Source organism: Frischella sp. Ac48 (assembly GCF_019641635.1).
Taxonomy (GTDB): domain Bacteria; phylum Pseudomonadota; class Gammaproteobacteria; order Enterobacterales; family Orbaceae; genus Frischella; species Frischella japonica.
This window is the reverse complement of record NZ_JAETXP010000009.1, coordinates 302351-323086: the sequence shown is the minus strand read 5'-3', so window position 1 is coordinate 323086 and position 20736 is coordinate 302351. Positions and strand designations below refer to the sequence as shown.

General features: G+C 33.1%; 21 protein-coding genes and 3 tRNA genes. 11 read left to right on the top strand and 13 right to left on the bottom strand.

The window, feature by feature from the left end; genetic code table 11:
• The first annotated feature begins 2 nt into the window (after positions 1-2).
• Complete coding sequence (gene pgl / locus JMI89_RS06300; RefSeq protein ID WP_220679591.1) at positions 3-698, top strand: 6-phosphogluconolactonase; 696 nt, start codon at positions 3-5, stop codon at positions 696-698.
• Between the two features lie 89 nt (positions 699-787).
• On the opposite strand, the gene JMI89_RS06295 is transcribed toward pgl, so the two are convergent.
• Genes JMI89_RS06295 through JMI89_RS06280 form a run of 4 tightly spaced genes read right to left on the bottom strand, consistent with a single transcriptional unit; the run spans position 788 to position 4326 of the window.
• Positions 788-1654 (bottom strand): metal ABC transporter permease, encoded by an 867-nt coding sequence (locus JMI89_RS06295; RefSeq protein ID WP_255562857.1) that lies wholly within the window; start codon positions 1652-1654, stop codon positions 788-790.
• Positions 1654-2520 carry a metal ABC transporter permease gene (locus JMI89_RS06290; protein WP_220679590.1) on the bottom strand — a complete coding sequence of 289 codons (867 nt, stop codon included), beginning with the start codon at positions 2518-2520 and terminating at the stop codon, positions 1654-1656. Before JMI89_RS06290 ends, JMI89_RS06295 begins: the two co-directional genes overlap by 1 nt.
• Before the next feature lies 1 nt (position 2521).
• Complete coding sequence (locus tag JMI89_RS06285; protein ID WP_187754683.1) at positions 2522-3415, bottom strand: ATP-binding cassette domain-containing protein; 894 nt, start codon at positions 3413-3415, stop codon at positions 2522-2524.
• Positions 3415-4326 (bottom strand): metal ABC transporter substrate-binding protein, encoded by a 912-nt coding sequence (locus JMI89_RS06280; RefSeq protein ID WP_187754682.1) that lies wholly within the window; start codon positions 4324-4326, stop codon positions 3415-3417. The genes JMI89_RS06285 and JMI89_RS06280 overlap by 1 nt, the downstream gene beginning before the upstream one ends.
• 504 nt (positions 4327-4830) lie before the next feature.
• Between JMI89_RS06280 and JMI89_RS06275 the strand changes: the two genes are divergently transcribed.
• Positions 4831-6168: a phosphoethanolamine transferase gene (locus JMI89_RS06275; RefSeq protein WP_220679589.1), complete on the top strand. Its 1338-nt coding sequence runs from the start codon at positions 4831-4833 to the stop codon at positions 6166-6168.
• Between the two features lie 169 nt (positions 6169-6337).
• Here the strand turns inward: JMI89_RS06275 and tusA are convergent, their stop codons facing one another.
• The 6 genes from tusA to JMI89_RS12030 all read right to left on the bottom strand — a co-directional run bounded on the left by tusA (position 6338) and on the right by JMI89_RS12030 (position 10768).
• Entirely contained in the window at positions 6338-6565 is a 228-nt protein-coding gene (gene tusA, locus JMI89_RS06270) for a sulfurtransferase TusA (protein WP_187754680.1), read from the bottom strand.
• Between the two features lies 1 nt (position 6566).
• On the bottom strand, positions 6567-7385 hold the full coding sequence (gene yigL / locus JMI89_RS06265; protein ID WP_187754679.1) for a sugar/pyridoxal phosphate phosphatase YigL: 819 nt from the start codon (positions 7383-7385) through the stop codon (positions 6567-6569).
• Positions 7386-7519: 134 nt separating this feature from the next.
• Complete coding sequence (gene pilQ, locus JMI89_RS06260) at positions 7520-8788, bottom strand: type IV pilus secretin PilQ (RefSeq protein WP_220679588.1); 1269 nt, start codon at positions 8786-8788, stop codon at positions 7520-7522.
• A gap of 1 nt (position 8789) precedes the next feature.
• On the bottom strand, positions 8790-9173 hold the full coding sequence (locus tag JMI89_RS06255; RefSeq protein WP_220679587.1) for a hypothetical protein: 384 nt from the start codon (positions 9171-9173) through the stop codon (positions 8790-8792).
• Complete coding sequence (locus tag JMI89_RS06250) at positions 9166-9702, bottom strand: hypothetical protein (RefSeq protein WP_220679586.1); 537 nt, start codon at positions 9700-9702, stop codon at positions 9166-9168. The genes JMI89_RS06255 and JMI89_RS06250 overlap by 8 nt, the downstream gene beginning before the upstream one ends.
• Positions 9695-10768 (bottom strand): PilN domain-containing protein, encoded by a 1074-nt coding sequence (locus JMI89_RS12030; RefSeq protein WP_220679585.1) that lies wholly within the window; start codon positions 10766-10768, stop codon positions 9695-9697. The genes JMI89_RS06250 and JMI89_RS12030 overlap by 8 nt, the downstream gene beginning before the upstream one ends.
• A gap of 200 nt (positions 10769-10968) precedes the next feature.
• Here JMI89_RS12030 and JMI89_RS06240 point away from each other — a divergent pair.
• From JMI89_RS06240 to JMI89_RS06200, 9 genes are all read left to right on the top strand, one after another.
• Positions 10969-11044 (top strand) — tRNA-Val (locus tag JMI89_RS06240).
• Positions 11045-11093: 49 nt separating this feature from the next.
• Positions 11094-11169, top strand: a tRNA-Val gene (locus JMI89_RS06235).
• A gap of 10 nt (positions 11170-11179) precedes the next feature.
• Positions 11180-11255, top strand: a tRNA-Lys gene (locus tag JMI89_RS06230).
• Between the two features lie 594 nt (positions 11256-11849).
• Positions 11850-13940, top strand: a complete 2091-nt coding sequence (locus JMI89_RS06225; RefSeq protein ID WP_220679584.1) for a PTS sugar transporter subunit IIA — start codon at positions 11850-11852, stop codon at positions 13938-13940.
• 26 nt (positions 13941-13966) lie between these two features.
• Positions 13967-14269, top strand: a complete 303-nt coding sequence (locus JMI89_RS06220) for a PTS sugar transporter subunit IIB (RefSeq protein WP_187754673.1) — start codon at positions 13967-13969, stop codon at positions 14267-14269.
• A gap of 20 nt (positions 14270-14289) precedes the next feature.
• A complete protein-coding gene (locus tag JMI89_RS06215) occupies positions 14290-15579 on the top strand; it encodes a PTS sugar transporter subunit IIC (protein WP_187754672.1) in 1290 nt (429 codons plus the stop codon).
• A 15-nt stretch (positions 15580-15594) separates the two neighbouring features.
• Positions 15595-15999, top strand: a complete 405-nt coding sequence (locus tag JMI89_RS06210) for a tetratricopeptide repeat protein (protein WP_187754671.1) — start codon at positions 15595-15597, stop codon at positions 15997-15999.
• 12 nt (positions 16000-16011) lie between these two features.
• Positions 16012-16869 (top strand): class II fructose-bisphosphate aldolase, encoded by an 858-nt coding sequence (locus JMI89_RS06205; RefSeq protein ID WP_220679583.1) that lies wholly within the window; start codon positions 16012-16014, stop codon positions 16867-16869.
• A gap of 11 nt (positions 16870-16880) precedes the next feature.
• Positions 16881-17492, top strand: coding sequence for an AAA family ATPase (locus JMI89_RS06200; RefSeq protein ID WP_220679582.1), 612 nt, complete (start codon positions 16881-16883; stop codon positions 17490-17492).
• Between the two features lie 771 nt (positions 17493-18263).
• On the opposite strand, the gene JMI89_RS06195 is transcribed toward JMI89_RS06200, so the two are convergent.
• From JMI89_RS06195 to JMI89_RS06185, 3 genes are all read right to left on the bottom strand, one after another.
• Positions 18264-19490, bottom strand: coding sequence for a nucleoside permease (locus tag JMI89_RS06195; RefSeq protein ID WP_187754668.1), 1227 nt, complete (start codon positions 19488-19490; stop codon positions 18264-18266).
• 316 nt (positions 19491-19806) lie between these two features.
• Entirely contained in the window at positions 19807-19986 is a 180-nt protein-coding gene (locus tag JMI89_RS06190; RefSeq protein ID WP_220679581.1) for a hypothetical protein, read from the bottom strand.
• A gap of 275 nt (positions 19987-20261) precedes the next feature.
• Complete coding sequence (locus JMI89_RS06185) at positions 20262-20687, bottom strand: DUF1090 domain-containing protein (RefSeq protein WP_220679580.1); 426 nt, start codon at positions 20685-20687, stop codon at positions 20262-20264.
• Positions 20688-20736: the final 49 nt, after the last annotated feature.

The window sequence follows — 20736 nt, the reverse complement described above, 5'->3', positions numbered from 1 at the left end:
CAATGTTTAATTTAAATCAATATAATTCATCATCATTACTTATTGATGATATGGTCAAAAATATTATTAGGGATTTGCAACATGCCATTGAACAACGTGGTCGAGCGTCAATTGCGGTTTCAGGAGGTAGTAGCCCTATTCCATTGTTCAAAAAATTAAGCGAACAACCATTAGCATGGAACAAAGTCTATATCACGTTAGTCGATGATCGATGGGTTGATACTACACACCAAGACAGCAACGAAAATTTAGTCATGAAACATTTACTAATTAACAATGCTAAAATGGCTAACTTTATTGGTTTTAAAAATAATGCTCCAACGCCATTTGCCGGCGAAGAGTATACCCAAGAAAAACTGCGTGAAATTCCTCTTCCGTTTGATGTCGTTATTTTAGGTATGGGGGAAGATGGTCATACCGCTTCTTTATTCCCTCATGCTGAAAATCTACATCATGGTTTAGATATGAATTCGGGTAAATTAGTGGTTGGCATGGTGCCATTAACCGCACCGCATGAACGAATGACATTAACATTACCGGCTATTCTTAACAGCCATCATATCTATTTATTATTGAATGGTAAATCAAAGAAACAAGTACTGGAAAAAGCATTGCAAGGTAGTGACGTTGATGAAATGCCAATTCGTGCGGTTCTTCAACAGGACAAAGTCAATGTTGTTGGTTTTTGGGCTGAATAATTAATAAACGATTTTAAAGTTTATTAAATATTTGTAAAATAGTGGATGCCAAGTTATTAACACTGGCATCCATTTATTTTTTAGCTTTACTACTTTTGTGATGTATGAATATGTTTCTTATTGAGTGTAGTATGATAATAGTTAGTCAGCAGGCGATAACATTGTGCAATAATAAAAATTAATGCTTGAATTAAAACAATACATGCACTACTACTTGCGCTATAGTGAAAACTAATCAACGTTCCAAAAGTGCACGAACTGATTGAAACGACAACTGCTATCACTAACATTCGTTCAAATCTTCTGGATAAGAGAAACGCTATAATGCCTGGTGCTATTAACATGGCGATAACCAAAATCACGCCAACAGCTTGCAATGAGGCCACAATGGTTAATGCTAAAAAGGCAAGTAAACCATAATGCAGTAATCTTACCGATAAACCAATTACTTTCGCCTGAACCGGATCAAAGCAATATAACATTAAATCTTTACGTTTGAATAACACAATTAACGAAACAATCGTCGCAATAATGACAATTTGATATAACTCTGCTTTGGTTGTGCCTAATAAACTACCAAATAAAATATGATTAAGATGTTGTTCGGTATCGACTTTGGAAAATAATACTAGCCCAAAGGCAAACATCCCAGAATAAACAATCCCCATTACCGTATCTTCTTTAACACGGCAATTTTCCTTAATATAGCCAGTCGCTAACGAACAACAAAAGCCCGAAATAAAAGCACCTATTACGATCGGAATACCACCTAAATACGCCAAAACAATTCCCGGTAATACCGCATGGGAAATCGCATCCCCCATTAATGACCAACCTTTAAGCACCAGAAAACAAGATAAAATAGCGCATACAAATCCAGTCGTAATCGATACAATAATAGCCCGCTGCATAAATGGATAACTGAGCGGTTCAATAAGAATATTTAGCCAATCCATTATGCATGCTCCTTATTTCTCGATTTGCGCCGAATTCGCAGTCGATTAGGAATTAATCCATGTTGCGGCGCAAACAGAAATGCCAAGATAAAAATCATGGTTTGTAACGAAATAATTACCCCTCCGGTAGCTCCATCAAGATAATAGCTGATCCAAGCGCCAATGCCACTTGTCACAAAACCAATTGATACCGCGATGATTAATAAAATAGGAAAACGATTAGTTAATAGATAAGCCGTTGCACCAGGGGTTATCACCATTGCAATGACTAGTATTGCACCAACAGTTTGTAATGCAGCAACAGTGCAAGCACTAAGTATTGTAAAAAATATAATCTTTAATAGTAAAGTATTAATGCCAATCGAACGCGCATAAACTTCATCAAAAAAAGCCAGTAATAAGTCTTTCCAAATAAAGACCAGTACAAATAAGGAGGCTGCAATAATAATTTCAACTTGAAACATATCTTCGTCAAGAATGGTGAGAATATCGCCCATTATAATATTATTCACATTGACTGAAGTTGGGTTGAGTGAAATGATTAATAAACCAATAGCGAAAAAAGTTGAAAAGATAAAACCAATAATGGCATCTTCTTTTAAACGGCTTACATAACGAATGATAATAATTGATATTGCAGCTAAAAAACCAGTAAAAAAGGCACCAATCGAATAAGGTAAGCCTAGTGCATAAGCTCCGGCGACCCCAGGTACCACTGAGTGTGATAATGCATCGCCCATAAGTGACCAACCTTTTAACATTAAATAGGCAGATAAAAATGCACAGGCTGCGCCAACAATACTGCTCGCCCAAATTGCCTTAATCATATATTCATATTGAAAAGGTTCTAAAAGGATATCCCACATATTATTTTGTCCGTAACTCGTCAATTAATAAATTATCATGAGGAGGTTGATTTTCACCTTCACCATAAAAAACAGCCGCTCTTTCATCATCAGTTAAAACAGATACTATTCGCGAATCTTCATCATCATGCAATTGACTGCCAGACAAACTCAAATAACGCAATGCACCACCAAAGGTTTGCATAAGATTTTGTGGCGTAAATGTCGTTTTGGTTGGGCCGTAAGTGAGTACCGTACGATTAAATAACACAACTTGATCACAAAATTCAGGTACACTGCCTAAATTGTGAGTTGATACTAAAATTAAATGCCCTTTTTCACGTAGTGTTTTCAATAAATCGATAATGGCATTTTCGGTTTGAACATCAACACCAGTAAACGGCTCATCGAGTAACAATACCCTACCTTGTTGCGCCATAGCACGGGCAATGAATACTCGTTTTTTTTGACCACCAGAAAGTTCACCGATCTGCCGATTTTTTAAAGCGGAGAGATTTACCAATTCTAATGCAATATCTACCTGCCGTTTATCTTCCTTCGAGGGTATTCGAAGAAAAGACATTTTGCCATAACGTCCCATCATCACGACATCAGAAACTAACACAGGAAAATCCCAATCGACTTCTTCAGTTTGTGGAACATAAGCTATAATATTTTGCTTTAATGTTGCTGTGACAGGAGTATCATTTAAAGCAACATGACCTTTACTTGGTTTTACCATTCCCATGATGCTTTTAAATAGTGTCGATTTTCCACTTCCATTTACACCGACTAAAGCACAAATAGTTCCGCCACGAAGTGTAAAATTAACATCATGAATCGCAGTATGACCGTTGTTATAGGTTACTGTAAGATTTTTAACATCTAATGTGACAGGATGGACATGATCATTCATTATTCAAAACCTTTTGCTATCGTTTCAACAGTGACATTTAATAAATCAATATAGGTCGGTACGGGACCATCTTGCTGTGAGAGTGAGTCAACATATAATACGCCACCATACTTAATGCCGGTTTCACGACTAACTTGAATTGCTGGCTTATTTGAAATCGTACTTTCACTAAAAATGACCGGAATCTTATTAGCTCTGACTAAATCAATTATTGCTTTAACTTGTTTTGGTGTTCCTTGCTGCTCAGCGTTAATTGGCCATAGATAGGCTTCTTTAAAACCATAATCACGCGTTAGATAACTAAATGCACCTTCACTGGTTACTAACCAACGATTTTCTTGTGGAATACGGGATAATTTTTCACGTAGTGGCCGATCCATATCCTGAATTTTTTTGATATAGCTAGCCGCATTTTGGTTATAAATTTCAGCATTTTTAGGATCATATTTCACTAATGCTTTACGGATATTTTCGACATAAATTAACCCTTCCGTTGGGGACATCCATGCGTGAGGATTCGGGTTACCTTTATAACTACCTTCACGAATAGGCATTGGATCAACACCTTCACTCACTATTACCGACGGTACATCCTTAATATCCTCAAAAAAACGTTCAAACCAACGTTCTAAATTCAAACCATTCCAAAGTACCAGATCTGCAGATTGCGCTCTGACTAAATCCTTTGGTGTGGGTTCGTACTCATGGATTTCTGCACCAGGAACGGTAATTGATTCGACAATTGCCGCATTACCAGCAATATTTTGCGCAATATCCTGAATAATTGTAAAAGTTGTAACCACTTTGAATTTTTTTTCGGCAGCATGACTAAATTGACTAATACAGAAAAGCAGTGATAAACCGACTAAGGAAAAAAATTTTTTATTTATCCTTGCAACAAACCAATTCATATTCAACTCCAATTATTTACTTTAAAAGATAATGAGAATTATTATCATTTATAGTGTAAAAGTCAATTCCTAATTGAAAATAATATTATTTATTAAATAAATTAAATTGATAGCTATCTATGTAATAGATTTTAATTATATTGTAAAACATTAAAAAATAATAATTAATCAATTAATTAATTGATTGATTTTTAATTTTTTAACCCAAATGACATTTTTAAATTAATTTTGACAATTAGTAATTAATATAGATAATTTTAATCAAAATTTGATTACATAATAATTAACTGAGAGGATCAAATGGCTCTACCTCAAAAAATGATAAAAAGAGGTTATAATTTTTTCAATAGTAGTCTATTTCACATTTCATTAACATTTATTTCGATGATTTATCTCGCCTATATATCTCCAATTGCATATGGTTATAATTTTGAATTAATGAATTTTTTTATGCTGGTATTGTTATTCCTTTTTGCAAGATATCATTTTATTACCGTAATAATCATGTTTGTATATTCAATAATAGCTGCGATTTATCTTCCTTTTGGGATTACATATGGTCAACTTAATGGTGGATTACTATATGCACTGAGAGAAACAAATATAACAGAAGCCTTTGATAATATACTTATCTATCCAGGCTATTATTATTTATTAAGTTTGCTGGTAATATTATCTAGTAGTTATTATGTATATTCTTATTGGAAATATGGAAAAAAATCTAAACATATTTTAAAACAATTGATATTTTTAATATTATTTCCATTCATCTTTATTTTGCTTCCTAGTGGAGATCATGTAACCGATGCTGTAAAACAATCAATTTATTTTTTTGAAAATATTGAGAAATTTGAACAGTCTTTTAATAGTCAACCTACATGGGATATCATATCAGTTGATAAGAAAAATAATAATATTGTGGTAGTAATTGGTGAGAGTGTTAATAGAGAATACTTATCACTATATGGCTATCATCATCAAACCACACCATTTCTTAATAAAGCTAATGGTATATTCATTGATGGCTATATAGCAACTGCACCTTTTACAACATATTCTTTATCAAGAACATTAGCACAAACTTTGGATAAAGAAGAGATTAATTTTGCTAATAATATCGTTACGTTAGCTAAGCAAGCAGGTTATAAAACATATTGGATTTCAAATCAAGGTGTCATTGGTATACATGATAGCTTAATTAGTCAAATTGCTATGTATGCTGATAATATTAAATTTCTTAATGAAAAAACATCCATAAATAGATATCGGGATGATTTCGATTTACTAGATGAATTAGATAAAATTTTGGTTAAAGACCCTTCACCTAAAATAATATTTGTTCATATGTATGGTTCACATAACAATCCATGTAAACGATTATTTAATTATCCGAATAGCTATAACTTACAATATGGTATTAAATTTAACTGCTATTTAGCTACATTGAATAAACTTGATGCATTTATTGAGAATATTAATAATCAATTAATTCAAGCAAATAAAGACTATTCATTAATCTATTTCTCAGATCACGGGCAAAAAATGTCATTTGATGAAAACAATCAAGTTATGATTCAACATTCTGGTAAATATAAACAAGGATACAAAGTCCCGCTTTTTATCATTAAATCGAATATAAAAGATCATATTTATACAAAGAAAAACTTATCAGCATTTCACTTTTTAGATCTTTTTGCTAATGAAATTGGGGTTAAATCAGATCAATTATCTACCGAATTTAAATTTGAAGCATTTCCACTAGAATCAAATATAATGGTTAAAACCTATGATGAATTAGCATATTATGATGAGCTACTTGATGATAAAATCATTGATCAATAAATTTTAAGGTATTTTTGATAATTAATACGCTCGCATCAGCTGCCAAATAAAAACTATGTTTTGGCAGCTGTATTTTTGTAGGTAGTGATAAAATTTAGCATTTTATGAATTTTGAAACTATTCTTGGATATATTGACAGTTTCGATTAAGCATTGAAACTTTAATACTCTTAATGCTTTTTTATCCAATAATGATATGGTGCTGTTTCGGTTTGTGCGTCTATAAGTTGGTGTTCCATATGACGACAAAATCCGGGGATATCACGTATTGTTGCTGGGTCATCAGCAATAATGTGTAAAATTTGCCCATTACTCATTTCCCGTATAGTTTTACGCACCAACATAATTGGTTCGGGGCAACGTAATCCTAAGGTATCAAGTTCTCTATCTGCGTACATACTATTTAATTGAGTTGAAATAAAGGTTATTTAAATAATGAGGAACCGCATCATCAGCATTAGATCCAATAATTTCTATTTGTGGCAAACATTGTTTTAATTCGTCACTAGCATTTTGCATAATACATCCTTTACCAGCCATCGATAACATTTCTAAATCGTTCATACCGTCACCGAAAGCAATACTATCTTGTAACGTGTAGCCTAATTTTTTTACCACTGCTGCTAGAGCATTACCTTTTGACACATTAGCACCCATTACTTCTAAACAATTTGCTGTTGAAAAAGCTATTGAAATTTCATTACCATAATGGGCTTTTAAACGGTTTTTTAATTCAATTAAACGAATATTATGAGAATCGTCATTAGTCGTAAAATAGATCTTTGCGATATCATCAGTGGCAAAATCAATTGGTTCAAATAAACGGTATTTAAAATGGCTTTCACTAAAATATTCGAGTGACTCAGGATCTTCTTTGTTAATCAACCACTCATCGCCACGATAAATGTGAGTATAGACTAATGAATCATCCATAGCAACTTGAGCAATTTCATAAGCAATGGAGGGTTGTAAGTTTAAACTGACAATAACATTTCCCTTACTATCATGTACTCTGGCACCATTTGAGGTAATCATGTAGGCATCAATATCCATATTATCACGCATCTGAGCCACATCAATATGATGCCTGCCAGTAGCAAAAACAAAATGTATGTCTTTTTTTCTTAACTTTTGTAACGTTTCTTTTGTATAAGCAGATAGAGCATGATCGGTGTTTAATAAGGTACCATCTAAATCCGATGCAACAATATGGAACATAATAAACTCGTTATAATTGAAATTTGTAGGCCTTATTATATACTAACCAAGACTACCATTAAAGTGGATTGAATAGTTTATACACGATGGCCAAATCAACGCTAAATTACTAGTTATAATATAAGTAAAATTAATTAATATACTAACTGTGGGGTTATAAAGATAATCAACTCTCTTTTTTGCCACTGTTTGCCACGATATTTGAAAAGTTCCCCTATCACAGGAACATGACTAATACCGGGTACTGCTTGTTGATTTTGGTTATGACTCTGTTGAAATATACCACCAAGGATTAATGTCTCATTATTATTGACTAATACTTGAGTATGAATTTCTTGGGTATTAATTGCTAAAGCTTCGCCACCATCACTACGTTTGATTGAACGCCCTATAGTATTTTGTGTAATAGATAAAGTTAACTCCAGTTGATGCTCAGTTAAAACCCGCGGCGTTACTTCTAGCCCTAATACGGCTTGCTTAAATTCAATAGTTGTAGTTCCGTTATTTTCTCCGGAGACTTCGTAAGGAATTTCTGTTCCTTGTTTAATATAGGCCGTATGTTGATGAGAAGTTAATAAATTTGGGCTAGCAATAATCTCTAATTGATTTTCAGCTTCCAAAGCCGATAATTCTAAATTTAATAAATTGCTAGAACGTTTAGCTAAGTTAAACCCTATAGTAGCAGGCGCATTACTAACCCCCATATTAATATCTAACTGTTGAATAAATTGCGAAGAATTTTTAGTATATCCCCATTTTATCCCTAACTCATCAGCACTTTCCGTACTCATTGTGACAATGTGAGCCGCTATATGAATTTGTGGAATAGGCCGATCCAATTGTTTAATTAAGGTGGCTATTTTGGGCAAATTTGGTTCAATATCAAAAATGATCAAGTTATGAGTACGATCATCTATAAAAATTTTGCCTCTATCTGATAATAAATTTTGTTCACTAACCATAGTGCTAATTGTTTTCGGTTCGGCATGATTGACTGCAACTGATAAATGGCTTAGCGGCAATTTTAACTCTTCATCTTTTTGTTGTTGCAGTTTTTGTTCTGCGATAATTTTAGGATCGGGCAGAGGATTAACCAGTAATAAGTTATCATCAATCTGATATTGTAATTTTGCAGATTGGGTCACCACATCTAATACTTTATGCCATTTAACATTATTAAGTTTAATGGTTTGGATAGGATCAATGCTATCATTAAACACTAAATTAAGCTGCTGCTGTTCGGCCAAAGATTGAAGAATAATACTGGTATGTGCTCGATAAAAATTAATCGAGATACGATCTGGCTGATGGCTTTCAGCTGGGTATCCTTGACGGGTAATTAATAGTAAAATTAATAAAATACCACTTTTAATCAATTGATTTAGATATCGATAATAATTCATGCTATACCCCTTGTAATTTCATTGTCAAAATTAAGTTTTTCTGACAATAATCAGGTAAATTCGCTTGCCAATGGATCTCAGTTCGTGTAATGGTTATAATTTTCCACGGCAAAAGCTGCATAGGAACGGTTAAATCAGAAAGCGTTAACCATATTTTGTTATTAACCTTATGAATAATTGCAATTATGTGCTGACTGCCCATTTGCTGCTCAACATAACCTTGAAATTGCCATTGATTTATTTGATTTCGCAATTGTGTTTCTATATCTGCGCATGGGATTGATGGCGGTACTTGAAAAGGATCTTTTAATGTCATAATTTTATTTTGAGCTGCATGCGTTATTAATGAATAAAGCAATAATAAAATCCCCACATATTTATTCATAAGAAACCTGATGATATTTAGAAAGAAAAGACAAAGAAACAAGCAGGTTATCGTTTTGTCTCTCGATACCAATTGTCTCAAGTTGAAGAAAAATTGAGCGCTGACTTAAACTTTCAAGGAAAATCAGTAAATCATGAAAATAACCGCTTACTTTAACATGATAATGAATAACATCCGTGTCATTCTTATTAGTGAACTCCATTAGTTTTAAATGACTTTGCGCCAGCAGTTGCATAAAGATATGATTTTGTTGTTTTAGCATGAAGGTTAGTTTTTGTAATTGGCTAACTAATTGTTCATTCTCATGATTTAATATAGAAAATGTTGGAAATTGAGTTATTTCCTGCTCTAAATGTGTAATATCTTGTTCTAATGTTTGATATTGCAAATTTTGTTGCTCTTGCTGATCATAAATAGGCCGTATTCCAATGAGATAAATAGCATAGGAGATTATTAGTACCATTATTAAAATAGTGCTATAACGGAACTTATTCGGTTGATAAAGCCAATAATCAAGTTTTTCATTCATAATCTAATCCCCTACTATTTTGTGCGTGATCTAATTGAATCTTGATATTAAATAACAATTGTTCATAGTGTTTCTTTATGGTTGTAATTTCACTCTTCATAATCAAATTATGCTGTTCTAATTGCAGTGAAAACAATAAAATATCATCATATAAATAACTGACACCGTTGATATTCAAGTGATCATCGTAATATTCAAGTGAATTTAACCATAGGTTATTGGGAATCGTTTCCGATAAACTCATTAATGATTCTATAAGGTGTGCATAATTGTTAGTAATCGATTGTCGTTGAGTCAAAGTCGCTTTTAATTGATTATTTTGTTTATTGATATCAATTAATTGTGTTAACTGTGATTTGGATTTTAAATAAAGATCTTGTAATTGAGTATTACGATGAATTTGTTGATTTAGTGCTTGTAAGGCCAAATAGTATAAGATTATTGACACTGATGTTATAACTATTAATAGACTAAAGCATACATAAAAAAATTGCTTTCTTCGGGCTTTTCTTTGCCAATTGCGCCAGGGTAATAAATTAATACCGTCAATTTGTTTCATTGTTGCCAGCGCATTAACGTCAAACTTTAGAACATCTGATTCATTTATGAACTGATTAGGAATACCTACAAAGATAACTTGCCATGGAAAAAGTTTTATTAATCTATCAATTTGCCTACTTGGATAAGCATAAACAATAATTTGTAGATTCTCTTCCGCCGTTTGCCTTTTATCTTCAATTATAAAATCATAAGCTAAACTTTCCTGGTTAATAAATATTCTAGATAAACTTTGTTTGACATAATTGTCTATTTCAAAAGGTAATAACGGAATGTTAGGTAATGCCAAACTGGCTTTTTTTGTACCATGATCGATTAAAATACACCGACAAATCGGCTTTATTTCTACCTGAGGCAAGTTTTTTTTTATATATAGTGTTAAATCTGCTATTGATTGTTCATCTTTATTAAACGTTTGAGAGGTTAAAATGATTATTTTTTGCCCTTTCAATTGACCAATACAGCAGTTTAGTAAAAATTCTTCAACAAAAATTGTAATGTAATACACGTTTTATCAACCTTTAATCAGTTTGCGAAATCGTGATTATCTACAAAAGATTGATCTAAAACCGCCCAAATATAGTATTTCTGCGAAAGCTTACGCAAAATATGTTTAAATTTACATCGGAAGAATAACTATCTCCAAAAAAATGAAAAAAAGTGTTGACTGAGAAGTCAGGATCCTTATAATGCTTTTCCACACGGTCAGGGTGATTAGCTCAGTTGGGAGAGCACCTCCCTTACAAGGAGGGGGTCACTGGTTCGAACCCGGTATCACCCACCAATTCTTAACCGTGTAATTTGAAATTAGATCTTTTTTTAATTTCATTTTGGGGTGATTAGCTCAGTTGGGAGAGCACCTCCCTTACAAGGAGGGGGTCACTGGTTCGAACCCGGTATCACCCACCATCTGCAAGATGGGTCGTTAGCTCAGGCGGTAGAGCAGCGGACTTTTAATCCGTTTGTCGAAGGTTCGAATCCTTCACGACCCACCACTTTTCTTATTAAAAATTATTCAATCCATATAATATTCACTTTTAATCGATTGTTTACCTAATTAGTTAATTCAAATTAACTCCGCCATCTTTAATATTTATTAATTTTTAATAAATAATTAGTTAGCTTACTTATTAAAGTAAAAGGAATTTTGGCTTGGGTTATCCGATTTATAACCGCTTTAAAACTTTCCCTTGTTTCATCACGATAAATGAATAGCGTTCTTAATATCTACAAAAATTTTTAACTCATTGTTTGCAAAATAATTTATCTATTTTAAAACAGTATGATTACCTTTAATTCCAGCATTTAGCCAATTATATTGAAAATGGTTGCTTATGTTGCACAACTCATATCGTTTGAAATAAACCCAATTTGCTGAGATTAATTATTAAATGTCAAACCGGTTAATTTTATTAGCTGAGAATACGCAACGTCATTAGCTAATAATTTTAACTATTAATCATAAACTTACTTATGTTTATATGCTTTTATCCATAATTTTTGCAACTTATATTTGCAAAAATACCAACTAGGTAAGCAAATTTGTCTCACATATACTACTTTTAAGAAGTAAATAGGTGAATAAATTTATGAGAACAAGAACAATAGAATTATTTAAAAAATTTATTTCAGTCGACTACCCATTAACCATTGAAATGTTATCAGAAGAATTTCAAATTAGTGCCCGAACCATTCGTAACGAAATTAATGAAATGAATGTTTTTTTACAAAATAGACAGTTACCTTTCATTTCAACGATACGTCGTAAAGGTTTTATACTAGATGCAACAACCGATCAAAAGCAGTCCATTCATAGTGCATTATTGAGAGTAGCTATTTCACCCTTTCTAAGTAAAGACGAACGTCAATTTGATTTATTATTGTCAATCGCTTTTTCCGCTTGCCCAACTATTTTAACTCATAAAGAAAGTATCTATTTTGTATCTAAAAGTGTATTAGATGAAGATATCCGCAAACTTAAAGCCCGTTTAAGAAAGTATGATATTGAATTAACCAGTTTACCTAAGCAAGGCATGCAATTTGTCGGATTAGAACGTTCAATCCGCTTAATGATGTACGAAGCAATTAATCAATTTTATGGCAATCTTGAACTTGATAAACCTTTGCATGAATTAAGTTCAATACAACAACTTTTATTTAACTTTATTCCACATAAACTTATTCAAAATTTATTAAAACTTGCTCATCAAACGATTAGCCAGATTCATGATGAAATTTATGTACAACAAATTGTTATTTTCACCGCGATTTGGTTGATTCGTAATATGCATCAACATCATTTGACAATGATCAGAAGCGATTTTAATCATACTGAATCCGACCAAATCACCAAATTTATTGATTTAGTTTGTCGACGGATGTCTTTACAAGCTAATCGGCAAGAGCAGCAATATATCATTTACATGCTAGAGGCCTTTAATACTAAGGATATTAATAATTATGTCGAGTGGTTAAATGCACAGTTATTAGCCATCAAGTTAGTTAACTATGTCGAAGAAAAAACACAAATCCCTTTCTCAACTAAACAAGAACAACTTTACGAAAATCTTTGCAAACATCTAGCCGGATTGATTGCACGAGTGAGCAATAATATTCATATTATTAATCCACTACTTGATAGCATCAAACAAAATTATGGTGAAATTTACTTAGCGATAAAAAACTTTGTACAAGGGCTAGAAACAACATTAAGTCATAAAGTTTCAGATGATGAGATCGCTTTTTTAACCATTCATTTTTCAACGTTTGCCAGTGCGATAAATCAAGATCGTAGTTACTATTTTAAAGCAGTGGTGCTATGTGATCATGGTATTGCTACCTCCAATTTGTTAGCTGAAACACTCAAAGAATTTTTTAATATTGATATCCTGGCAATTTTGGGACGTAATGATTTAGACTTATTGGAACAGCTTGATTTTGACCTCATCTTTTCAACATTTCCATTACAGCATACTGCGCATCCTGTTTTAGTATTAGAACCCATTTTAAAAGAAAAAAATCATCCTATTATCACCGATTTTTTAGCTAAACATCGAGCTAATCAACGCATTGTCAATCATTTAGCTGATGCAACTGATCTTTTCTATTCACTCGTCGATTTAATTCAAGATAGTGGCGGTATTGTATCTGCCCCCATTTATAACCGACTCGAACAGTGTCTAGCGCTTAACAATCTTAAAATTAATAAAAGGAAAATTCAGCCTATGTTGAAAGATATTCTGACAGATGAAGACATTATCTTACAGCAACATTGTCGTGATTGGCGCCAAGCTATCACCCTTGCTGCTGAGCCATTATTAACAAAACACTTTATTTTACCTTCCTATATCGAAGCTATGATTAACTCGGTCGAGCAGTATGGTCCGTATATTGTGATAGGTAAGCATTTAGCATTAGCGCATGCTCGCCCTGAAGATGGTGTTAAGCAATTAGGGGTCAGTGTGGTCACTATGCGTGAACCGGTTGATTTTTGTAATCCAGATATGGGACCGGTCAAGATTATCTTTTGTTTGGCAGCCATCGATTCATTTTCACACCTTAATATTATGCGTAGTTTGATTGAACTCATCAATGATGAACAGAAACTAGACCAACTCATAATGTGTCATTCGATACAACAATTTAAAGCAATATTATTTAATGAACTAAATAAAGTTTGAACTATTAACACGTAGGAGAAGAGTAAATGCAAAATTTAACCATTTTATTTGTTTGTGGTGCTGGACTAGGTAGTAGTTTTGCTGCACAAATGGCAACTGAAGATGTACTAAAAGCTAAAGGCGTAAATGCTAAATTAGATCATACTGATATTTCTTCTGCTGCCGCTATGAATGCCGATATTATCATAACCGCAGAAAACTTCCGTCCGCAATTTGCTAAGTTCAATATTAGTGAAAAAACCACCATTGTGTTTCTCAAAAATATTGTTTCCAAAGTCGAAATTGAGGAAAAGCTAAGTCCCGTTTTACAACAAAAAGGACTGATCTAGAGGGTAAATAGGAGAATACTATGAACGTAATTAATTTCATTATTGATAACATTTTAACTCAGGCCTCTATCACCATTAGTTTAATCGCGATGCTTGGGCTTATTCTGCAAAAAAAATCAATTGGACAAATACTATCAGGGACTCTTAAAACCTTATTAGGTTTTCAGGTACTTAATGCTGGCTCAAGTATTATTGTTGGCAGTTTAACCTATTTTGGTCAGATTTTCACTGCTGGATTTGCCATGCAGGGAATCATTCCTTCTATTGAAGCAATTAATGGGCAAGCCATGAATCAGCTTGGATTAGGACGTGATATTGCCCTCACTTTTTTAATGATTTTCATCTTTAATATTCTTATTGCGCGCTTTACCCGTTGGAAATATATCTTCTTAACCGGTCAGGCTATATTATGGATGGCAACCATGACTACAGTATTTGGTAGTGTGGCGGGTCTGACTGGTGTCACCTTAATTCTGGTAGGTGGTTTAATTGGTGCTATTTTTGCGGTGTTAATGCCTGCCATTGCACAACCGATTATTCGTAAAGTCACTGGTTCGAATGATATCGCTCTTGGTCATTTTTGTACTATCGGGTATCTATTTGAAGCCGGTGTTGCTTACGCAGTGGGTGAAAAAGGTGAAAATAAACGTTCAATTGAAGATATGAAATTACCGAAGTCATTCGAATTTCTACAAGATACTTACCTATCAGTTATGGTCGTGATGGTGCCTCTATATATTATTACCGCACTATTTGCTGGTGAAAACTATGCCTCAACCTTATCTGGTGGACAAAACTATGTGATCTATGCTTTTACACAATCAATTATCTTTGTGGTAGGTATCTATGTATTATTAGCAGGTGTACGCTTATTATTAGGTGAAATAGTTCCTGCGTTTAGAGGTATTGCAATGAAAATTGTACCTAACGCAATACCAGCGCTTGATTGTCCAGTGTTTTTCCCATATAGCCCGAATGCCGTTATTTTAGGTTTTATCACTACTTCAATTGGAACTGTTATTGCGATGTTAACCTTACCCATCTTTGGTTTAGCGATGATTTTACCGGGTATGTTAACTAACTTCTTTGCTGGTGGTACCGCCGGTATCTTTGGCAACGCAGTAGGCGGACGAAGGGGAGCTTTAATTGGTGGCATAGCCCATGGCTTCTTTATTACCTTATTACCGGCATTGTTAGTCACTATCTTCACTCAAATGGGCTTTGTCAATGCGACAGCAACCGATGTTGATACAGTTACGGTCGCATTACTCTATGCATGGATTTTAGGTCCAATCCTGAAACACTTTTAATTAAGGAGCCGTAATATGTTTAGCTTCTTCAAAAGGAATAAACCACACAGCGAAGCGCCAAAGAGTGAAATAAAAAGTTGTTTAACATCAGAACAAATCGCACAAATTGAGCAATCGATAACTCAAATACAACAGCAAATCGCTGATACAGATGATGCATCTACCTTAGCGGCGTTATATGAAAAAACCGGCATATTTTATCAGCAATTAGATCATATTGATTTGGCTATCGAGAACTTAGAAATCAGCCTACAACATAAAAAAACCATTGGCGAGGGTTATAAAATGTTAATGAGTTTATACAATCAAAAACGCGCTGATGCAGCAAAAAATGGTTCGCTGGCCGATATCGATTTTTGGATGAATAAGATGGATGCTATGCGCAATATCGCCAAACAAGTAACGATTCAACGAGATTAAAGGAAATTTATTATGTATACTACCCTAAAAGATGTGACTTCGTTAGCCCAAAAACTTAATTTTACCGTTGGCGCATTTAATACGCACAATTTAGAAATGTTGCCCGATATGCTTCGAGCTGCCAAAGAAGTCGGCGCACCAATTATTATCCAAACTAGTGTGGATACAGCACGTTATATTGGTTTTAAAGTATTAGTTAATGCCGTAAAAGCCATCGCAGATGAAGAGATTGTTGATGCTGTATTACATTTAGATCACGCTAAAAGTTTTGATGATATCAAAGAGGCAATCGATAGTGGTTTCACTTCGGTCATGTTTGATGGTTCATCACTCCCTTTTAAAGAAAATATTTTAAAAACGCGTGCCGTAGTTGAATATGCTCATGCACATGGTGTATCGGTTGAAGGTGAATTAGGTACCATAGGTGGCACAGAAGAAGGCATTCACGTCAATCCTAATGATAAAGTCTACACTAAACCTAAAGATGCATTAGAATTTGTCAAAGCAACCGGCATTGATGCTTTAGCCATAGCCATTGGCACGAATCATGGTCAATTTAAATCAAAAACGGAAGTTAATATTCCGTTATTGAAAGAGATCCATGCTATGGTTGATATTCCACTTGTGATTCATGGTGGTACAGGCGTCAAAGAAGAAGATTATCCAGAACTTATCAATAATGGCATTCGCAAATTTAATGTTGGTACTGAGTTGTTAGTTAATTGGACCCAAGCTGCCAAAGATAAGTTTGCACAAACTGAAGTAAATCAGTCATTAAGGCACAATATTATTCCTGCAAATCAAGCAGTAAAAGAGATTGTGAAACATAAAATGCGTTTATTTCTTAATTTGAATAGTCGCATTAATTGAGGAACGTGGGTATGCAGAAATATCTCATTTTATTGGCGGGCTGCCCATGTACTGGAAAAACCTATCTGATCACTAAATTGCAACAGCAATTTAATGATAGTTTGGTAATAACACCCGATGAAGCTAAAGTTTTGTATGCCGAATCGATTGGCTTTAATTCTAAGGCGGAAAAGGTGGCATTAGAACACAAAGTTTGGCATTTTTATTATGGAATCCTAGCATTGTACATGGATGCGGGTAAAAAGATCATTATTTCTGAATACCCTTTTAGTGATAAGCAGAAAAAGCAACTTAGCCAATTTGCGCAGCAATATCATTATCAAGTGATCACCATTCGTTTGGTAGCTGACTTTGATGTGTTATGGCAACGTCGCTACCAGCGCGATCGTTCATCAGAACGCCATTTAAGTCATATAATGCAGCATTATCATTATGGCGATAAGCTTGCTGATCGCAATTTAGCCGATGATTTAGTAACTAAAGAACAGTTTTATCAAATTTGTCACACCAGAAAATACGATCAATTTGCTTTAGGTCATTTAATCGAAGTAGATGTTACTGATTATGCTAAAGTTGATTATACAGGCTTGTTAGACCAATTGAAAAACATCATTCACCAATAGGGTTAAAATAGAAAGATAATGCCGACTTTACTCTGTCGGCATTATCACCTACTAAACAAATACAACTATCTAATCCAGCTAGGATGCTGTTTTTCTTATTAATGATTTATCAGCAAGCTTTAATCTGCTGTGATTATTAATTGTGAAAATCAACCATTTTTTCTGCTAAATGAATTAAACAAGCCGTTAGTTTTTTCACTTAACTTAACGATAATGTCGGGTGATTTAATGCTGCACCTAATATTAGGTTATTGACATAGTAGTATTAAATTCTTAATAGCAACCCAAGCAGCTGAAATAGTAAAAACAGCATCTAACTTTACCGTTCAGAATCATTAAACTAACAAATTCGAATTTTGGTTAAGAAATTTTATATAAAAGTGGAGATTGACTTGATAATATCAAATGCCGTGGTAGTGAGTAAAATAACCGTTACACAACCAGATACGATGTCCATTAATAAATTGACAATGATTTAAAACTAAAATTTTTCATTAGATAATCTGTAACATTTATTATCTTGCCTTCGGAACATAATCCTAAAAGTTGGCTAGATGCCTGATAAGCATTGTCAAAAATGTATTTGAATATAAATACTCACTCCAATGAATAAATTATTTGTTATTAAGTGATAAATTACTTTTACATAGCAGGTAAAAACCTGAATCTTTTGCTCAAAAGTAATAATAACACTGCATGTAAAATACAAAAAACCGATGATAAATCATCGGTTATGAATGCAATCATAAGATGATAGACATTATGATTACTTTATATTTTTCTTTTATCTGGATACATAAAATAAAATAATACGGCTAATGCTAAAGAATAACCAGCAAAGACTAGCCAAATTGAATGCCAATCTTTAATATTATCTACAGTAAAATAATCAACAATTTTACCACTAAATAGCATACCAAAATAAAGTCCGAAGCCATTAACCATGGTCATAAACAATCCTTGAGCACTCGCTCGAATTTTTGGATCAACTTCTTTTTCGATAAAGACGGAACCAGAAATATTAAAGAAATCAAATGCACATCCATAAATAATCATAGATAACATTAGAAAAATGCATCCTATTGGTGAGGGATCACCGTAAGCGAAGAAACCAAAGCGTAATGTCCAAGCTAACATCGACATTAACATGATTATACGAATACCTAAACGCTTTAAGAAAAACGGAATCGTTAAAATAAATGCAAATTCAGAAATTTGAGATAATGACAATAAGATTGCCGGATATTCGACAACTAAACTATCTTTATAATCTGGATTAAGAGCGAAATCATGTAAAAATGGATTACCAAAAGTATTCGTGATTTGTAATACAGCCCCTAATAGCATCGCAAATAAGAAGAAAATTGCCATTTTATAGGAGTTAAATAATTCAAATGCATCAAAGCCCAATTTGGTAATTAACGAGGTTTCAGTTGTAACATTAACCGTTTCTACGGTTGGTAAAGTCAATGCATAAATCGCTAATACCAAAGAACTTATCGCAGCAATATAGAGTTGGTAATTACTCAGTTCTAAATGTAATATACTAATAATCCACATAGCTAAAATAAAGCCCATGGTACCACAAGCACGGATTAACGGGAAATTTGCAACAGTGTCCAATTTATACTTATCTAAACAATAATACGAAACCGAATTAGATAATGATAACGTGGGCATAAATGCTAATGAATTAATTAACATTATCCAAAACATTTCATTTACCGTTGTTGCACTGGCTGCAAAGTAAAGCGAAATACCACAGATAATATGGCAAAATGCATATAAACGATTAGCAGAAATATATTTATCAGCTAATATGCCAATCGGCGCCGGCATTAAAACTGATGCAATTCCCAATGTACTATATACCCATCCAACATCTGATCCCGAAAATTTGAGGGTATTAATCATATAAGAACCGAGGGTTATTAACCAACATCCCCAGATGAAAAATTGTAAAAAGGATAATGTTTTTAATCGATTTATAATATTCATAAATATTGTCTCGTCACAATGACATACTTGGATTAACTGATCTTAATTAACATATTTTATACTTTGAGCAAATAACACCGACTTAAGCACAGCAATAATCATTTCGATAACAGAATTTTATATTTAACAGCGAGCATTCTTTTTGATCAATATGATTATAAACCCTACAAACAATTGAGGTGTTAGCATAACGTATATGGATAAACATACTCGTTTTCGACTTATAATTTTAAACTAATTAAGCGCTATTTATCATTACTTTAAATTATATTGATGGCCTAAACTGCATATATAGGCATTTTGAAACCATGTTAAATCACCGACATTCGAATGACGTGATACCCGCCGTATACATAAATTCATTACGAACATCGATTTGATCACAAGAATAATTTAAAAAAGTTTTGGTTATTAATTGCATATGTAAAGCTTCACCAGACATAAGTACTAATTCAACTAAGACATCAGAATTAGTATTAATATGGGGTGTCAACATAAAAGCTCCTAAATTTTTTATCTATTAAATTTGGATTGCGATTATTTTACATAGCGACTTTAAAATAGCCTAAAAACCAATCAATTGCTAACAGCATGATTAAATTATACCAATGTAAAATAAATCGTGCTCAACTATGGCTACAATGATAAAGAAATGACTTTATTTTGCAAGCATCTACCTGATTTATCTCTATGATTTATCAATTAGAATGACCATTAATTACAAAATAATGTTAATTTGCGATTTTACTTTAAAAAAATTAACTTTATTTCTCATCGACGTTCTGATTCAAGAGCTTGGTAAAAGGAATTCAACTGTTGTTGTGCTTGTTTTAATTCTTTTTCAGCTTTAGTGACTTTTTTTTCTTGTTGCGCGATTTTTTCGGCATCAGATTTTAATCTAGCTTGATGTAAACTCTCTTGTTTCTCATGTAAATTTTCCAACTTAGCTTTCACTTTTTCTTGATACTTCTCTTTTAGGTTGTCATTATTACAAAATGCAGTAACCTCATCTAATGCCTTTTCTAATCCTTTGAGTTGAGATTGATTTTTTATCTTCTTGGCATATTCTATCTGTTTATTTAATGAATTTTGTTTACCTAAACAGGTCAAACCATTAACATCTTTAGCATTCACCATCACATTAAATGACAAAAGCAAAACGGATACAATCACGTTAATCATTGTTTTATTTTTCATAACACCATAATCCCCTATTCATTCTCAGTAAAATTATTACACTATATCA

Excerpts from the sequence above, each read along its gene's own strand:
- pgl (WP_220679591.1), top strand. The coding sequence starts at position 3 with ATGTTTAATTTAAATCAATATAATTCATCATCATTACTTATTGATGAT.
- JMI89_RS06295 (WP_255562857.1), bottom strand. The coding sequence starts at position 1,654 with ATGGATTGGCTAAATATTCTTATTGAACCGCTCAGTTATCCATTTATG.
- JMI89_RS06290 (WP_220679590.1), bottom strand. The coding sequence starts at position 2,520 with ATGTGGGATATCCTTTTAGAACCTTTTCAATATGAATATATGATTAAG.
- JMI89_RS06285 (WP_187754683.1), bottom strand. The coding sequence starts at position 3,415 with ATGAATGATCATGTCCATCCTGTCACATTAGATGTTAAAAATCTTACA.
- JMI89_RS06280 (WP_187754682.1), bottom strand. The coding sequence starts at position 4,326 with ATGAATTGGTTTGTTGCAAGGATAAATAAAAAATTTTTTTCCTTAGTC.
- JMI89_RS06275 (WP_220679589.1), top strand. The coding sequence starts at position 4,831 with ATGTTTGTATATTCAATAATAGCTGCGATTTATCTTCCTTTTGGGATT.
- tusA (WP_187754680.1), bottom strand. The coding sequence starts at position 6,565 with ATGTACGCAGATAGAGAACTTGATACCTTAGGATTACGTTGCCCCGAA.
- yigL (WP_187754679.1), bottom strand. The coding sequence starts at position 7,385 with ATGTTCCATATTGTTGCATCGGATTTAGATGGTACCTTATTAAACACC.
- pilQ (WP_220679588.1), bottom strand. The coding sequence starts at position 8,788 with ATGAATTATTATCGATATCTAAATCAATTGATTAAAAGTGGTATTTTA.
- JMI89_RS06255 (WP_220679587.1), bottom strand. The coding sequence starts at position 9,173 with ATGAATAAATATGTGGGGATTTTATTATTGCTTTATTCATTAATAACG.
- JMI89_RS06250 (WP_220679586.1), bottom strand. The coding sequence starts at position 9,702 with ATGAATGAAAAACTTGATTATTGGCTTTATCAACCGAATAAGTTCCGT.
- JMI89_RS06225 (WP_220679584.1), top strand. The coding sequence starts at position 11,850 with ATGAGAACAAGAACAATAGAATTATTTAAAAAATTTATTTCAGTCGAC.
- JMI89_RS06220 (WP_187754673.1), top strand. The coding sequence starts at position 13,967 with ATGCAAAATTTAACCATTTTATTTGTTTGTGGTGCTGGACTAGGTAGT.
- JMI89_RS06215 (WP_187754672.1), top strand. The coding sequence starts at position 14,290 with ATGAACGTAATTAATTTCATTATTGATAACATTTTAACTCAGGCCTCT.
- JMI89_RS06210 (WP_187754671.1), top strand. The coding sequence starts at position 15,595 with ATGTTTAGCTTCTTCAAAAGGAATAAACCACACAGCGAAGCGCCAAAG.
- JMI89_RS06205 (WP_220679583.1), top strand. The coding sequence starts at position 16,012 with ATGTATACTACCCTAAAAGATGTGACTTCGTTAGCCCAAAAACTTAAT.
- JMI89_RS06200 (WP_220679582.1), top strand. The coding sequence starts at position 16,881 with ATGCAGAAATATCTCATTTTATTGGCGGGCTGCCCATGTACTGGAAAA.
- JMI89_RS06195 (WP_187754668.1), bottom strand. The coding sequence starts at position 19,490 with ATGAATATTATAAATCGATTAAAAACATTATCCTTTTTACAATTTTTC.
- JMI89_RS06190 (WP_220679581.1), bottom strand. The coding sequence starts at position 19,986 with ATGTTGACACCCCATATTAATACTAATTCTGATGTCTTAGTTGAATTA.
- JMI89_RS06185 (WP_220679580.1), bottom strand. The coding sequence starts at position 20,687 with ATGAAAAATAAAACAATGATTAACGTGATTGTATCCGTTTTGCTTTTG.